Origin of the sequence: Acinetobacter sp. BEC1-S18-ESBL-01, assembly GCF_014169935.1 — a bacterium.
GTDB lineage: Bacteria > Pseudomonadota > Gammaproteobacteria > Pseudomonadales > Moraxellaceae > Acinetobacter > Acinetobacter pittii.
Genome location: NZ_AP022302.1, coordinates 648,035 through 662,745, shown reverse-complemented (window position 1 = coordinate 662,745; position 14,711 = coordinate 648,035). Strand labels below are relative to the sequence as shown.

Here is a 14,711-nt window from a genome sequence, read left to right as displayed (position 1 = left end):
CACGGCGACTTCAATGTCGCCTTTTTTTGTTCTGCTGTTTTAAAACATTGGATGTCATACACACTCTAAAAGTAAAATTGATCAAATGATGCACAATGAAGCAAGTTAGTTCCACCTTAGTGCACAATCGCATTATTTTTTACCATTTGATAAAAATTATACCAAACAATAAATACAAGATATTGATAAATATTTAAATATTAAAGTTGGCACGCACTATGCTTTATTAAATATACAAACAAATACTGAAAATTATATCGTTTATAGCTTTCAGTTCGACTTCCTAAACTCACGATGGGGAATCAAGATGAAGATCGGCGTTTTTTGTCCAATTGGAAATAATGGCTGGCTGCTTTCAGAAAATGCACCGCAATATAAACCTACCTTTGAGTTAAACAAACAAATTGTACAACGTGCTGAACACTACGGTTTTGACTTTGCCCTTTCCATGATTAAGTTGCGTGGTTTTGGCGGAAAAACTGAGTTTTGGGACTATAACCTTGAAACATTTACCCTCATGGCAGGTCTCGCTGCTGTCACCAGTAAAATCCAAATTTATGCAACCGCGGCAACACTAGTCATGCCTCCTGCAATTGTGGCACGTATGGCATCGACCATAGATTCGATTTCCAACGGTCGCTTTGGACTAAACGTCGTGACCGGATGGCAAATGCCTGAATATTCCCAAATGGGTATGTGGCCCGGCGATGAATATTTTGCTAAACGCTATGATTACTTATCTGAATATGTCGAAGTTTTGCGTGAACTTTGGGCAACTGGGAAGTCAGACCTAAAAGGCGAGTTCTTCCAGATGAATGATTGTCAGGTCAAACCACAGCCTCAAGCTGATATGAAAATTATCTGTGCAGGACAGTCTGATGCTGGTTTAGCTTTTTCCGCAAAATATGCTGACTACAACTTTGTTTTCGGAAAAGGTTTAAACACACCGACAGCCTATGCCGAAATTAATGATCGCTTAAAAGCTCAAACCGATAAAACTGGACGCAATGTACAGACCTATGTGTTGTTTATGGTAATTGCTGCCGAAACAGATGAAGCTGCAATGCAGAAGTGGCAACACTATAACGACGGTGCGGACATGGAAGCTATTCGTTGGCTACAAGACCAAGGTGCAAAAGATAAAGTGTCTGGCACTGACACCAATATTCGCCACATGGCCTCTAGCGTTTCTCCCGTCAATATCAATATGGGCACCATTGTTGGCTCTTTTAAAAATGTCGCAAAAATGCTCGATCAAATTTCCGAGATTAAAGGGACAGAGGGAATTTTGTTGACCTTTGATGACTTTTTACAAGGTGTAGAAGATTTTGGTCAACGCATTCAACCGCTCATGAAATGTCGTGAAAGCGTCGTTACCGAACTGGCAGAGCAAGCCGAACCAACTGTTTTGGAGAAAAGCGCATGAATGAAATGTCTAATATTGTATGTGCAGAATTCACGGCACAGATTGGTACAGGCAAAGTGTTGAAAGCCGAACCTGAACATATTCAATTAGCAGCAGAACAAACTGCGCTTATTGTGATTGATATGCAAAATGCCTACACCTCTTTAGGTGGGTATTTAGATTTAGCAGGTTTTGATGTCTCAAAGACTAAACCCGTAGTCGAAAATATTAAAAAGGCGATCAATGCTGCACATATTGCAGGGATTCAGGTCATCTATTTCCAAAATGGTTGGGATAAAAACTACGTCGAAGCTGGTGGTTTAGGCTCACCAAATTTTCATAAATCCAATGCTTTAAAAACCATGCGTAAACACCCCGAATTACAAGGCCAACTTTTATCTAAAGGCGGTTGGGACTTTGCTTTAATTGATGAGTTACAACCTCTTCCACAAGACATCATTATTGAAAAGCCACGTTATAGCGGTTTCTTTAACACAGCGCTCGACAGCATTTTACGTGCTCGTGGCATTCGTAATTTGGTCTTTGTAGGCATTGCCACCAATGTCTGTGTCGAGTCGACCTTACGTGATGGTTTCTTTTTGGAATATTTCGGTGTTGCACTTAAAGATGCTTGCTATCAAGCCGGACCTCAAGAGGCTCATGACGCAGCCCTATATAACATTAAAACTTTTTTTGGCTGGGTATCTGACACCAATAGTTTTATTGAAACCTTTAGTTCGGCATCAACATTGCTACAGCAATCTGCCTAATTCATACATTTAATTTTATCTAAATTTTTTGATTTGGAGCATCTTATGTCTAAACAAGTTGTTATTCCTGAAGGAACATCGGCACCACTTGCACCCTATGTTCCTGCAACCAAAGCAGACAATATTGTGTATGTCTCAGGCACATTGGCTTTTGATGAAAATAATAATGTGGTTTGTATTGGTGATGCTGCCGGACAAACTCGCCATATTTTAGAAACAATCAAAAAAGTGATTGAAACTGCGGGTGGCACCATGGATGACGTAACGTTCAATTCCATTTTCATTAAAAATTGGGCGGACTATAGCGCAGTGAATACGGTATATGCAGAATATTTTCCGGGTGACAAACCTGCTCGCTTTTGTATCCAGTGCGGCTTGGTGAAACCCGATGCCTTAATTGAAATTGCATCGATTGCCCATGTGGGATAAACGATGTCACTGATAAAAACCTTCAGCATCATAACTGATGTGATGTTTTAGCCTCGATTCATTGTAATGATCATGCATTGGGGTTGGAGAGCAATCATGCAAAAAAGAGAAGAGAAACAGGTTTTAACTCCATCTGCTATTCAGCAGGGTCAAACATGCTCAACACACTTAGAAGTAGATCAGCATACTTTTAGACAAGGCATGGCAAATCTTGGAGCAGCAGTGAATGTCATCACGACAGATGGACCTGCGGGACAGGCTGGCTTTACAGCCTCCGCTGTATGTAGCGTAACCGATACACCACCGACACTATTGGTTTGTCTCAATCGCTCAGCATCAGTTTTTAATACTTTTAAACAAAACGAGGTGCTTTGTGTCAATACTTTAGCTGCCCATCAAAGTACGCTATCTACAATATTCGGCGGAAAAACACCAATGCCAGAACGCTTTGCCCATGGGGAATGGAGCAAGCTACTCACTGGTTCTCCGATTTTGAATGAGGCCTTGGTGTCATTTGATTGTGAAATTGTACAAAGCATGAGTATCGGTAGTCATGATGTCTTGTTTTGTTCGGTCAAAGCAATGAAACACCAAAGTGGGCTTAATGCACTTATGTACTTCAACCGCAATTATTGCGAATTACAAACAGCATGCTAATGCAGATAAAAAATGAAAAAGAGGATCTGTTATGCGAACACAAGAATCTTGGTTTCCTAAATTTAAGCCGCACACCGGTAATTTAGAAACTCCCGTACAAATTGATGAATATCTTCCTCCCGGTAAAAGTATTGTTTTGGGGTTACAACATGCTTTTGCGATGTTCGGAGCAACTGTTTTAGCCCCGTTACTCATGGGCTTTGATCCGAACCTTACCATTTTTATTACTGGTATTGGCACTATCTTGTTCTTTTTAATTACAGGTGGGCGTATGCCTAGCTATCTCGGATCAAGCTTCGCCTTTATTGGTGCAGTCGCAGCAGCGACAGGCTATGCAGGGGTTGGATCAAATCCAAATTTAGCTGTGGCGCTGGGCGGTACAATCATTTGCGGTTTGATTTATGCATGCATCGGTTTAATTGTCATGAAAACTGGAACTGCATGGATTGAAAAACTCATGCCACCCGTGGTCACTGGTGCAATTGTCATGATTATTGGTTTAAACCTTGCACCTGTAACAATCAAAAGCGTTTCGACAAATAGCTTTGACACGTGGATGGCAGTCATTACCATTTTATGCATTAGTGCCGTTGCTGTTTTTACAAGAGGTATGATTCGCCGCCTTCTATTACTCATCGGGCTCATCAGTGCTTATTTTATTTATTTTCTACTCACTAATATCTTAGGGTTAGGCAAACCCATCGATTTTAATACAATCAGTCAAGCTGCATGGTTTGGCCTACCCACTTTTCACTCACCTGTTTTTAATGCCAAAGCTATTTTATTGATTGCACCTGTTGCGCTTATTTTAGTCGCTGAAAACTTGGGACATTTTAAAGCGGTTTCTGCCATGACAGAACGTAATTTATCGCCATATATGGGTCGTGCTTTTTTTGCAGATGGCATCTGTACAAGTTTATCAGCTTCTGTTGGTGGTACAGGCATGACGACTTATGCTGAAAATATTGGGGTAATGGCTGTAACTAAAGTCTATTCAACGACTATTTTTGTGGTTGCGGGACTATTTGCAATCCTACTCGGTCTATCCCCTAAATTTGGAGCAATTATTAGTACCATTCCTGTTGCTTTATTAGGCGGTGCGTCCATTGTTGTCTTTGGCTTAATTACTGTTGCTGGAGCAAAAATTTGGATCGATAACAAAGTTGATTTCACTAAAAATAGTACTTTAATTATTGCAGCAGTCAGTCTCATTATGGGTGCTGGCAATTTAAGTCTACATATTGGGCCATTTGACTTAGGAGGTATTGGAACTGCGACACTTGCAGCAATTGTTCTTAACCTATTACTCAACAGAACGGAAAAATCCGAAAATCAATCTATTGAAAAATCAGTAGAACCGCTTAATTCTGTCCCACATCTCTAGTTCTGGAGAAACTCCTTGATTCAAAGTGTTTCATTTATCGGTTTAGGTGCAATGGGATGGCACATGGCTTCCCATTTAACCCAAGTATGCAGCCAAGTCTATGTTTGGAATCGTACTTTTGCTAAAGCAAAGCAACATGAACAAACCTTTGGTACGCAGGCTGTAGACCTGACACAAGCTCTACAAGCAGATATTATCTTTTCATGCCTACCGACTAGCCAAGATGTAGAAAATTTAATTGCGGACTCTCAACTAAAACAAGGCTGTATTTGGGTAGATTGCACTAGCGGTGTGCCAGAGACAGCAAGAAAACTCAGCCAACAGCTCAAATTAAATGGAGTTGATTATTTGGATGCACCAGTTTCAGGACAAACGATTGGAGCTGAACGAGGAACTCTCACGGTAATGGTCGGAGGTGTCGAGTCTGCTTTTAAAAGAGCAAAACCAATCATTCAAGCATTTGCTAATTTAGTTGAATATGTCGGCGAAAGTGGCGCTGCCTTTGCAGTAAAAGCCATCAATAACACATTAATGGCGACACATCTTTGGGCGTTGGCAGAGGGATTAAGTATCCTTAAATCTCAAGGTGTAAATTTACACTCCGCAATGAACTGTATTAACCACTCTAGTGGCAAAAGTAATATTTCAGAACACATCATGATGCAACGTGTTTTAAGCCGTAAATTTGAAAAAACTTTTGCATTAGATTTATTACAAAAGGATATTGGAATTGCACTAAATCTCGTTACTCAAAATAATTTGGAACTCCCAGCTTTTAGTCTTATTCAGCAACAGTTTAATCAGGTTTCCAAACCCGATGCACAACAAGTCGATTTTTCAGCCATAGTTAAGCTATTGGAACAACAAAACCAATTAGAGCTATGTTAAGAGTAGGTCATACGACCTACTCTTTTATAAGAAAGTAGAGTGACTTTATTGATCTGGAATTTCAGCTTCAATCAATAAAGTAAGTAAAGATAGGGATTCTTGCCAACCTAAGTAGCATGCCTCTACAGGAATCACTTCCGGTATGCCTTCTTGCGTAATATGCACTTCTGTATCTACCAATACGCTTTTTAATGTAATAGTAACCTGCATAGTCCCAGGTAAATTGGGGTCATCGAATTGATCGTTATATCGAATTAGTTCATTTGGAACTAATTCCACATATGTTCCGCCAAAAGCATGTGTTGAACCTGTTGAAAAATTGGTAAAACTCATTTTGTATGAGCCACCAACATTTGCATCAAAACTATGAACCTTAGCAGTAAAGCCGTGGGGCGGTAACCACTTGACTAAAGCATCTGGATCTAAAAATGCACGGTAAACTCGCTCGGCTGGAGCTTTAAACACGCGATGAAATTTCACTGTTCCTGTTGCCATCATATTCTCCTTATTTTAATTTCCTTAAAATTATTGAAATTATGGCTATTAGCTTAAACCTTCCGATTTATCCGAACGTATATTTTTGGTGTTTTTTTAAACAAAAAAGCCAACTTCAGGACAAACTCAAATTACGAAAACTATGGCTGATTTTTTAGTAAAAATGGAGCAAAATAGTCAGCAATCATAAAGAAACATATTGAATTTGAGATTAATCATGAGTCTGCTCGCTTTCTCCTCATATGCTTTAAACGGTGTAGATGCACAAAAGTTTTTACAAGGCCAAGTTACTGTAGATACTGAACGTTTAGCTGAAAATACAACTCGCTATACAGCCATTTGTGATCTTAAAGGTCGTATTCACTTTGGCTTATGGCTAAAGAAGATTAATCCTGAAAGTTTTGAAATTGTAGTTACCCAAGATCAAGCCGAAGAGTTTGCCAAGCATATTAAAAAGTATGGTGCCTTTTCAAAAATGACTTTAAGTGAACAAGACACTGTGTTCCCAAAAGTTGTGGATCACCAAACTGAATTCACTACTGCTGAAACTGATATTTCCGAATGGCAAAAACAAGCCATTATGACTGGTCAAGCTTGGATTACACAGGCTACTGAACATGAATTCCAGCCCCAAGAATTGCGTTTACATCAACGTGAAGGCGTCAATTACGATAAAGGTTGTTACCTAGGTCAGGAAATTGTGGCGCGTCTTTGGTTTAAAGCAAAACCAAAACACTGGTTACATCTGGTTCAGGGTACAGGTGAAGCGCCTGCTTCAGCAACTCAATTAAATAACGATATTGAAGTCGTTAATAGTATTGCAAATGATGAAGGCTATCTTGCTTTAGTTGTTGCGAAACCTGCTGCTCTACAAGAGTTGGGGCTTCAAGTTCTTGAGTTACCAGAAGCTTTAAGTGGCGACGTTGCAAGACCACAATAATAATTTTTATTAGTCCAAACTGCCCACTGCTAAGTTAGTGGGCTTTTTTATAGATACAAAACACTAATGATTTCATTAGATTAGAACGTCAATTTTTTAAGCTTTATATGCCATCATTAGCCCTGTTGAAATTAAAGAGAAAAAAGATGAAAACTAAACTTGCTACACTCATGTTGAGTCTGGCTATTTTCGGTTCTGCTCATGCTGATGTTAAAACACTTGAACAAAATCTTAAGACGAATTATCCGGATTTGCCTATAAAAGGTGTTTATCAATCGCCTGTGCAAGGTATTTATGAAGTCTATACAAGCGGCCGCATTGTTTATACTAATCAAGATGCGAAGTACTTTTTTGTTGGTAATTTAGTCGACATCAAACAACAAAAAAACATGACTGAAGAACGTATTGCCGAATTGGGCAAGATTGACGTTAAAAGTTTGCCATTAAATCAGGCGATTAAATATGTAAAAGGTACAGGCGAACGTACGCTCTATGTCTTTAGTGACCCAGATTGCCCATATTGCCAGCGCCTAGAACAAAATATGGTTGGGGTTGATAACGTAACCGTATATGTGTTCCTTTATCCTCTTACTAGTTTGCATCCAAATGCTGAAAAAGTTTCAAATCAAATCTGGTGTTCAAAAAATCCGGCAGAAGCTTGGACAAACTATATGCTTAATCGCAAATTGCCGACTAATAGCAAAAGTTGCTCAAGCCCAATTCAGAAAAATATCGCTTTAGGTCAAAAATTAAATATTGATGGAACACCTACCCTGTTCTTGCAAGATGGCCAAAGACTCTCTGGCGTACCAACTGATGCCAAGCAAATCGAAGCATTACTTCAGTCAGCAAAATAATAATATTACCCACTCCATTATATGAATGTGAGTGGGTATTTTTTCTCCACAATTTGCCCAAAGTGCAGTGCTTTATATACAAATCGGCTGTTTACTTTCAGCAATCAATATTTATGATGAGAAATTGAAACTCTTTCATGCATCAATGGATTGATGTAGCTACGAAGTAAAAGGTTAAAAAGAAATGAAGAAATTACTAATCGCAAGCCTAATCACCCTTTCAAGTGCATCAATTTTTGCAGCTGATAACACAGCGACTGCTGCTAAAACCGATGTTTTTAAACAAGCTGAGCAACTCTACGCAGCAAAAAATTACTCTGCCGCATTTCAAGAAATGCAACGCCTTGCCCAATCAGGTAACGCCCAAGCTATTTATAACTTAGGCTATATGACTCAAATGGGCCAAGGTACAGCAAAAGACTCTTCTAAAGCTCTAAAATATTATGAGGATGCTTCAAATAAAGGTTACGCCCAAGCAAGTTACACCCTTGCACAAATTTATGAGACTGGTGAATTGGGCGTTGCCAAAGATAGCAATAAATTCAGTCAATATATTCAAAAGGCATCAGCTCAAGGTTCTGATGATGCAACTGTGAAAATTGCAACGATTTTATTTGCTCAAAAAAAACCACAGTCACATCAAATTGCCCTTCAAAAATTGGCGCCTTTAATTCGAAAAGGTAACTATCCTGCTATTCAGGTCAAAGCACTCTACGACATTAGCCAAGGCGTTGAAAATAAAAATCCTTTAATGAAACGCCAAGGTATCGAAGCTTTACAATCAATTGCTCAAAAAGGCTATGCCCCTGCTTCTATGGCTTTAGCAACAATGATGGCGAATGGCAATATCATTCCGCAAAATCTACCGCAGGCTAAAAAGATCTTTACTGAACTCGCCAATCAAAATGTGCCTAACGCTAAAGAGTCTTTAGCCTCGGTTGATAAGATTATTGCAGAAAAGAGCAAACAGGCTGCAAATGCTCCTGCACAGCCAGCACCCAAAAAATAATGGATGATGAGCCCCTTATGGGGCTTTTCTTTTACCACCACAGAGCAATAAGCCAGCTCACCCCAATAAAACCGACAATTGTACTAATCATAAGCGGTGTTAACGCCTTTTCATTTAAGCCATAGGCTTGTCCAAAAATTCCGAAAGCAATCGGCATTGGTAAAGCAGCGATTAATGTTCCTGCGTAAAGCATTTCATGGCTTACATTTGGGGTTATTAAAAAAAGTGCAAAAATAACAGATGGCATTAGCACAACTTTAAAGGTCGCCAACAAAACACTTTCTATATTTACCGTTGTTATTCCAATACCTACTAAACTTCCGCCAATTGCAAACAAGGCCAAAGGCGAAGCTGTACGCCCAAGTAACTCTAAAGACTGATCAAGCGTTGCAGGAAGATTAACATCTAAAAGAATGCATCCCATCCCAACCAAAATAGCGATAATGACAGGATTCTTGAGTAAGTTTAAAAATGTCTGTTTTAAAAGTGGTAAAAGATTTTGCTGTTGATGTAAACCAGCTTCGGCCAAAATCAGCATCAGCGCCACAATCAATAAATTTTCAATAATGAGTGTTAAAGAAATATAGATCGCAGCGTGATTACCTATCAACATGGTTAGAATAGCTGTTCCCATAAATCCAGTATTGGACATAGATGCACCCATCGATGTGACGGCGCTATGGGTTAAGCTATTTTTAAAATATTTTCGATAGAGAATGAAAGCCAAGAAAAATAAAATTAAGGACCCACCGCCATAAGCAAGAAAATAAGCTGGGTGCCAAATGTCTTGTAAATTTTTATTTGCCAATGAGTGAATTAAAAAAGCTGGTAAGGAAATTTTAATTACGAATGCGCTAAGAGCCCTGATCTGTTCAGGTGTTACCAATTTGATGAGGACACAAACATAGCCCATCAATAGCAATATCAAGATAGGTAAAATAACCTGAAAAACCACTGACCATCCTCACTTAGCGAAAGAAAAATGGGCAAAGATGACTTTGCCCAATACAATTAAAAAGAGTTAAAAAGCTGCTTTAATCCATGTGGTTGGCAACGTAAATACTGAGGCGCAATTTTAACTTCTGCCCCTAAAGCCGCTGCTGCATGCCAAGGCCATCTTGGGTCATATAACATTGCACGGGCAAGACCAATAGCATCAGCTTGCTGGTTTTCCAAAATTTGTTCGGCATGTTCTGGCTCAGTAATTAACCCTACAGCAATGACTGGAATAGACACATGCTTTTTGACTTGTTCAGCAAATGGGACTTGGTAACCTGCCCCAATCGTAATAGATTGATGCTCGTGCAAACCGCCACTAGACACATGCACGTAGGCTGCGCCCAATTGCTCTAAAGCTTTTGATAAACCAACCGTAGATTCAACATCCCAATGCTCAATGCTCTCCAACCAATCGGTTGCAGAAAGTCTAACACCAACAGGATAACCTTCTGGTACAGCGAGTTTAATTGCCTGAAGAACTTCAAGGGTCATACGCATACGGTTTTCTAAAGAACCACCATATTCGTCAGTACGCTGATTGGCAATTGGCGATAAAAATTGATGTAGTAAATAACCATGTGCAGCATGAACTTCAATCAACTCAAATCCAGCTTCTACAGCACGTTTTGCCGCTGCTGCAAAGTCTTGTTGAACTTGTTTAATCTCAGCAATCGTCAAAGCATGAGGTGCTGCATCATGAACAGAAAAAGTACTTTCACTTGGTGCAACCGTTTGCCAACCATGAGGCTGATCTTTTGCAATTTGGCCTTTACCCAACCATGGCTTTTCAGTAGATGCTTTACGTCCTGCATGTGCTAACTGAATTCCAAATGGCATCGGTGAAAGTGTATGAACCTTAGCTAACAACGCTTTGATTTGGTCACGTTGCTGATCATTCCAGAGCCCAAGGTCAGCATAGCTAATCCGACCTTCAGGTTGTACAGCAGTCGCCTCTACAATACAAAGCCCAGCGCCAGATAATGCATAATTAGCCCATTGCTGTTCATGCCAATAGGTAATTTCACCGTCATCTGTTGCCGAATATTGGCACATCGGAGCAATTACAATTCTATTGACCAGTTGTAGTGAACCAAAGTTAACCGTTTCAAATAATTTTGCCATTTTTAATTCCTAGAATTGCTTAATTACACGTAAACCTGCACTCCAGTTACGTCCATCCGCTGGTTCAAAGTAACGTCCATTACCATCATTTACGATCACTGAACCTGCATAGTTTTTATCAAATAGGTTATCAACACGGGCAAAGCTATTCACTTTCCAGTCGCCCATTACCCATGCATAACCCACATTAGCTGAGGTTACACTGTAGCTTGGCGCTGCGTCACTGTTGGTATCATTCACGTATATTTTATCCATATACTGTACATCTACACCGCCATATAGACCGTGCGATGGCTGCCAAGCTAAAGAGGCATAAGCTTGGTTTTCAGCAATTCCAGGAATGGCATTACCCGATGGAATTTGAGCAATACTTCCCAATGCTGGAATATCAGCATCAAAAGTTGCATCTAAATATGTATAACTTGCAGTCGCAGTTAAATCTCGCCACAACTTTTTATTCCATGCAAACTCTACCCCTTCACGTAAGGTTTTATCTGCATTACGAAACGTTGATCGGCCATTTGAATTGCCGGCAGAAACGATGTCATCTTTGGTTTTAGTTTGAAAAACTGCCAAAGTAAAGTCACCAAATTGGTTTTGTGATTTTAAGCCTGTTTCATAGGTATCGCTTGTGGATGCGGTTAAATCAAAATTAAAACCACTTTCTCCATCTGGACGATATGCCATTTCAGTAAAAGTTGGCGTTTCAAATCCTTTGGCATAACTCACATAGCCCATGAGTTCAGGTAAAATTTGCCAGCTTAAAGCAGCCGAAGGCAAAACTTTACTGTAATCAGTCTTACCACTATCGTCGCCATTACTTAAATAGTTATCTTTAGATTTGTAATGGACATTGCTATAGCGTACGCCCGTATCTAAACGCCACGTTGGTAAAAACTGCCATGATGCTTGTAAATAGGGATCGATATTCCACAAAGTATTATCTTCATCACGGCGCAAATTACCTTTGACACCATAAGAAGGTTGACCATTTACCAAATTAAAGTTTTCAAAACCTTTACGATCTTCATCCATTGCATCTAATGCAACACCAACACTTACAGTGGTATTTGGAAGTAACTCTTTGCCCGTCCAACGGAAATCAGCGCCATAATAATCACGCTCAAAATCAATCACCCCGCCTGCATGATTGATGCTGGCATCTTGTGTGGATTTAGGAATAGATTGATATTGAGTAACTTGGCGATTACCTAAATATGCCATGGCATAGAGTTCATTTTTATCATTAATCGGTTTAGTCCACGTCACACCCGTTTGAGTTTGTTCAATATCTTTACGGACATTAAATTGCTTTAAAAATGGAACCTGCTGCTTTGGGTTAGCATTCCACTGATCATGCGTTAGTCCCTGCGGATCGTCTGCATGAATTTTTACATAGTTGGTTACCCAGTTGATTTTACTACCATCATCAAGATTCCAACTGAGCTTTGCATTATTTAGTACTTTTTCTGCACCGCTATGTTCTCGGTAACCATCAGTATCGAAGTATGATGAACTAATAACATAACTTGGTTCATTCGCACCCTTTGCTCCACCTTGTAGCACGAGCCCTGCTCGGCTTTTATCGTGACTGCCTCCCGAATAGCTCAGCTCAATTGAATCTTTGCCTTGCCCTTCTTTAGTAGAAGTTAAAATTGTCCCACCCGATGAGTTTCCATAAAGTGAAGAAAAAGGTCCTGTTAGAACTTCGACATGGTCCAGACTACTTAAATCGATATTAGACGTTTGGCCTTGTCCATCCGGCATTGTTGCAGGAATACCGTCGACATAAAGGCGAATACCACGGACACCAAAAGTAGAACGTGCACCAAAACCACGCATAGAGAGCTGTAAATCTTGAGCATAATTTTCACGATTACGAATCTGTAAACTCGGTACACCTTTCACAACTTCGGTTAAATTTACTTGTGAAGAAGTATCAACTTGAGGTGCATCTATCCGAAAAACCGAAGCCGGTGTCTGCAAATAGGTTGTATCGGTACGGGTTGCTTCCACATGTAATGTTGGCAATACAGTTACGTCTTGTGTTAAATCTTCTGCCCAAACAAGTGGGCTAGAAATACAGCCCATACTCATCAAAATACAGTAATGAAGTCGGTCTAAGCGTAATAAGGACATGCTTATTTCCTTTATTTATATTGTAGTTATGATAACAAAAAGCAGTGTCTTGTCTGGATATTGAATTCGGTCTGCATTGTTGTAAATCTGGAACACTCCTCATCAATATCTAAAAATTGATTTCCAGATTAAAATTATCGACTCAAAGATGGATGATCTTTCCAGCAATATCGTTCAGGCCAATGTTTTGCTTCTTCGGCATAATCAATTCCAATCCGTGGCGTTAGAACTACTTCTGGTTGCGTTGATGCCGCTTCAACCCATAGTCCAGATTCCTCTCCCAAGATTTGTCCCTTTAAAGTCCGATCAATCCCTAAATAGCGTGTCAATTTGCCGGGCCCAGCTAAAAGCTTATAGTCTTTTTTGGTTGAAGCACCATTTAAAAATGCAGAACGAATCATTACTCCTTCAGGCACACCTTCTGTCTGAGTAATAAGATTGAGCATTTCATACATGCCATAAATTAAATAGACATAAATTGTGCCACCAGGGCAATACATTACCTCTGTTCGAGCGGTGCGTTTGTCATTGTAACTATGGCAAGCTTTATCACGAACGCCCAAATAAGCTTCAGTTTCACTAATTGTACAGCGGATCACTTGGCCATCAGGTTGTCGCTTACACAATACGCAGCCGATTAAATCATAAGCCACTTCTGAGGTTTCTCGTTGAAACCAGCTTAATGGTAAAATATCTGACATAGTATTCTCTGAAATATTACATACCACACGTTATACTTGATTAATCCAGTATATCTGTTAATTCTGCGAGTTGGCATGCCTGAGTTACCCGAAGTCGAAACCACCAAAACCAGTTTATTTCCCTTATTGAATCAAAAAGTTCTTAGTGTTGAAGTACGTAATCCTAGCTTACGCTGGCCTATACCAGATGATGTTCAGAAACTTGTCGGACAACGTCTCATCGGGTTAAATCGACGTTCAAAATATATTTTGGCAGAGTTTGAACAAGATCAAATGCTTTGGCATTTAGGTATGTCAGGAAGCTTTCGTCTGACCGAGCCAAATGATGAACTGAGAAAGCATGATCATCTGATTATTCAATTTGAAGATCAGCAATTACGTTACCATGACCCTCGCCGTTTTGGTTGTATTCTTTGGCTTAACCACGAGACTCAAGGCAAACTCATAGATACTTTAGGGCCTGAACCTTTAAGTCCCGACTTTCATGCGGAATATTTAGCTTCAAAACTCAAAAATAAGTCTGTCGGCATAAAAATTGCACTCATGGATAATCATGTAGTTGTTGGTGTAGGCAATATCTATGCAACTGAAAGCTTATTTAATGTTGGTATTCACCCAGCACAGCCCGTTGGTGACTTAAGCATGCAACAAATTGAGAAACTTGTTGTCGAGATTAAGCGCATTTTAAAGTCGGCCATTGATCTAGGTGGCTCTACATTACGAGACTACAGCAATGCCATGGGTGAAAATGGTTATTTCCAACAAACATTACTCGCTTATGGCCGTGCTGGAGAAATGTGTGTTAACTGTGAAACCACATTAGAAAACTTAAAACTTGGTCAGCGTGCCAGCGTATTTTGCCCAGAGTGCCAACCGCTTAAAAAGCTGAGAAAGCCTTAATTTTTTGGAGGAAGAC

At 39.8% G+C, this 14,711-nt stretch carries 16 protein-coding genes; 11 read left to right on the top strand and 5 right to left on the bottom strand.

Translation table 11 applies throughout. The features are described from left to right. Nucleotides 1–307 precede the first annotated feature (307 nt). The 6 genes from rutA (at nucleotide 308) to H7R46_RS03235 (ending at nucleotide 5,533) form a co-directional block, all read left to right on the top strand. Entirely contained in the window at nucleotides 308–1,426 is a 1,119-nt protein-coding gene (gene rutA, locus H7R46_RS03260) for a pyrimidine utilization protein A (protein WP_005064337.1), read from the top strand. After that, nucleotides 1,423–2,175 carry a pyrimidine utilization protein B gene (rutB, locus tag H7R46_RS03255; RefSeq protein WP_005064334.1) on the top strand — a complete coding sequence of 251 codons (753 nt, stop codon included), beginning with the start codon at nucleotides 1,423–1,425 and terminating at the stop codon, nucleotides 2,173–2,175. The genes rutA and rutB overlap by 4 nt, the downstream gene beginning before the upstream one ends. Nucleotides 2,176–2,220: 45 nt before the next feature. Then, nucleotides 2,221–2,604, top strand: coding sequence for a pyrimidine utilization protein C (rutC, locus tag H7R46_RS03250; RefSeq protein ID WP_005064333.1), 384 nt, complete (start codon nucleotides 2,221–2,223; stop codon nucleotides 2,602–2,604). A gap of 66 nt (nucleotides 2,605–2,670) precedes the next feature. Then, entirely contained in the window at nucleotides 2,671–3,261 is a 591-nt protein-coding gene (gene rutF, locus H7R46_RS03245) for an NADH-dependent FMN reductase RutF (RefSeq protein ID WP_080630966.1), read from the top strand. Between the two features lie 31 nt (nucleotides 3,262–3,292). Continuing rightward, complete coding sequence (gene rutG, locus H7R46_RS03240) at nucleotides 3,293–4,645, top strand: pyrimidine utilization transport protein G (RefSeq protein WP_005064328.1); 1,353 nt, start codon at nucleotides 3,293–3,295, stop codon at nucleotides 4,643–4,645. 15 nt (nucleotides 4,646–4,660) lie between these two features. Next, nucleotides 4,661–5,533 (top strand): NAD(P)-dependent oxidoreductase, encoded by an 873-nt coding sequence (locus tag H7R46_RS03235; protein ID WP_005064323.1) that lies wholly within the window; start codon nucleotides 4,661–4,663, stop codon nucleotides 5,531–5,533. Nucleotides 5,534–5,578: 45 nt separating this feature from the next. Here the strand turns inward: H7R46_RS03235 and H7R46_RS03230 are convergent, their stop codons facing one another. Further along, the gene (locus H7R46_RS03230) at nucleotides 5,579–6,031 is read right to left on the bottom strand and encodes an SRPBCC family protein (protein ID WP_080630964.1); all 453 of its coding nucleotides are present in this window, start codon (nucleotides 6,029–6,031) and stop codon (nucleotides 5,579–5,581) included. Between the two features lie 38 nt (nucleotides 6,032–6,069). On the opposite strand from H7R46_RS03230, the gene H7R46_RS03225 reads away from it, so the two are divergent. From H7R46_RS03225 to H7R46_RS03210, 4 genes are all read left to right on the top strand, one after another. Continuing rightward, entirely contained in the window at nucleotides 6,070–6,186 is a 117-nt protein-coding gene (locus H7R46_RS03225) for a hypothetical protein (RefSeq protein WP_002116161.1), read from the top strand. Nucleotides 6,187–6,245: 59 nt separating this feature from the next. Next, the gene (locus H7R46_RS03220) at nucleotides 6,246–6,968 is read left to right on the top strand and encodes a YgfZ/GcvT domain-containing protein (RefSeq protein WP_005064318.1); all 723 of its coding nucleotides are present in this window, start codon (nucleotides 6,246–6,248) and stop codon (nucleotides 6,966–6,968) included. A 146-nt stretch (nucleotides 6,969–7,114) separates the two neighbouring features. Further along, nucleotides 7,115–7,825, top strand: coding sequence for a DsbC family protein (locus H7R46_RS03215; RefSeq protein WP_005064316.1), 711 nt, complete (start codon nucleotides 7,115–7,117; stop codon nucleotides 7,823–7,825). A gap of 184 nt (nucleotides 7,826–8,009) precedes the next feature. Beyond that, on the top strand, nucleotides 8,010–8,834 hold the full coding sequence (locus tag H7R46_RS03210; RefSeq protein ID WP_005064315.1) for a tetratricopeptide repeat protein: 825 nt from the start codon (nucleotides 8,010–8,012) through the stop codon (nucleotides 8,832–8,834). Nucleotides 8,835–8,865: 31 nt separating this feature from the next. On the opposite strand, the gene H7R46_RS03205 is transcribed toward H7R46_RS03210, so the two are convergent. The 4 genes from H7R46_RS03205 to H7R46_RS03190 form a co-directional block, all read right to left on the bottom strand. Next, nucleotides 8,866–9,789, bottom strand: coding sequence for an AEC family transporter (locus H7R46_RS03205; RefSeq protein WP_005064312.1), 924 nt, complete (start codon nucleotides 9,787–9,789; stop codon nucleotides 8,866–8,868). Nucleotides 9,790–9,845: 56 nt separating this feature from the next. Further along, on the bottom strand, nucleotides 9,846–10,955 hold the full coding sequence (locus tag H7R46_RS03200; RefSeq protein ID WP_005064310.1) for an NADH:flavin oxidoreductase/NADH oxidase: 1,110 nt from the start codon (nucleotides 10,953–10,955) through the stop codon (nucleotides 9,846–9,848). Nucleotides 10,956–10,964: 9 nt separating this feature from the next. Beyond that, complete coding sequence (locus H7R46_RS03195) at nucleotides 10,965–13,094, bottom strand: TonB-dependent receptor family protein (protein WP_005064307.1); 2,130 nt, start codon at nucleotides 13,092–13,094, stop codon at nucleotides 10,965–10,967. Nucleotides 13,095–13,228: 134 nt separating this feature from the next. Beyond that, entirely contained in the window at nucleotides 13,229–13,795 is a 567-nt protein-coding gene (locus tag H7R46_RS03190; RefSeq protein WP_005064306.1) for a DNA-3-methyladenine glycosylase, read from the bottom strand. A 75-nt stretch (nucleotides 13,796–13,870) separates the two neighbouring features. Here H7R46_RS03190 and mutM point away from each other — a divergent pair, with 75 nt between their 5' ends. Next, a complete protein-coding gene (gene mutM / locus H7R46_RS03185) occupies nucleotides 13,871–14,695 on the top strand; it encodes a bifunctional DNA-formamidopyrimidine glycosylase/DNA-(apurinic or apyrimidinic site) lyase (protein WP_005064304.1) in 825 nt (274 codons plus the stop codon). Nucleotides 14,696–14,711: the final 16 nt, after the last annotated feature.

Coding starts and splice junctions, on each gene's coding strand:
- rutA (WP_005064337.1), top strand. CDS start 308: ATGAAGATCGGCGTTTTTTGTCCAATTGGAAATAATGGCTGGCTGCTT.
- rutF (WP_080630966.1), top strand. CDS start 2,671: ATGATCATGCATTGGGGTTGGAGAGCAATCATGCAAAAAAGAGAAGAG.
- H7R46_RS03220 (WP_005064318.1), top strand. CDS start 6,246: ATGAGTCTGCTCGCTTTCTCCTCATATGCTTTAAACGGTGTAGATGCA.
- H7R46_RS03215 (WP_005064316.1), top strand. CDS start 7,115: ATGAAAACTAAACTTGCTACACTCATGTTGAGTCTGGCTATTTTCGGT.
- H7R46_RS03225 (WP_002116161.1), top strand. CDS start 6,070: ATGGCTATTAGCTTAAACCTTCCGATTTATCCGAACGTATATTTTTGG.
- H7R46_RS03190 (WP_005064306.1), bottom strand. CDS start 13,795: ATGTCAGATATTTTACCATTAAGCTGGTTTCAACGAGAAACCTCAGAA.
- H7R46_RS03195 (WP_005064307.1), bottom strand. CDS start 13,094: ATGTCCTTATTACGCTTAGACCGACTTCATTACTGTATTTTGATGAGT.
- mutM (WP_005064304.1), top strand. CDS start 13,871: ATGCCTGAGTTACCCGAAGTCGAAACCACCAAAACCAGTTTATTTCCC.
- H7R46_RS03200 (WP_005064310.1), bottom strand. CDS start 10,955: ATGGCAAAATTATTTGAAACGGTTAACTTTGGTTCACTACAACTGGTC.
- rutC (WP_005064333.1), top strand. CDS start 2,221: ATGTCTAAACAAGTTGTTATTCCTGAAGGAACATCGGCACCACTTGCA.
- rutB (WP_005064334.1), top strand. CDS start 1,423: ATGAATGAAATGTCTAATATTGTATGTGCAGAATTCACGGCACAGATT.
- H7R46_RS03210 (WP_005064315.1), top strand. CDS start 8,010: ATGAAGAAATTACTAATCGCAAGCCTAATCACCCTTTCAAGTGCATCA.
- H7R46_RS03230 (WP_080630964.1), bottom strand. CDS start 6,031: ATGATGGCAACAGGAACAGTGAAATTTCATCGCGTGTTTAAAGCTCCA.
- rutG (WP_005064328.1), top strand. CDS start 3,293: ATGCGAACACAAGAATCTTGGTTTCCTAAATTTAAGCCGCACACCGGT.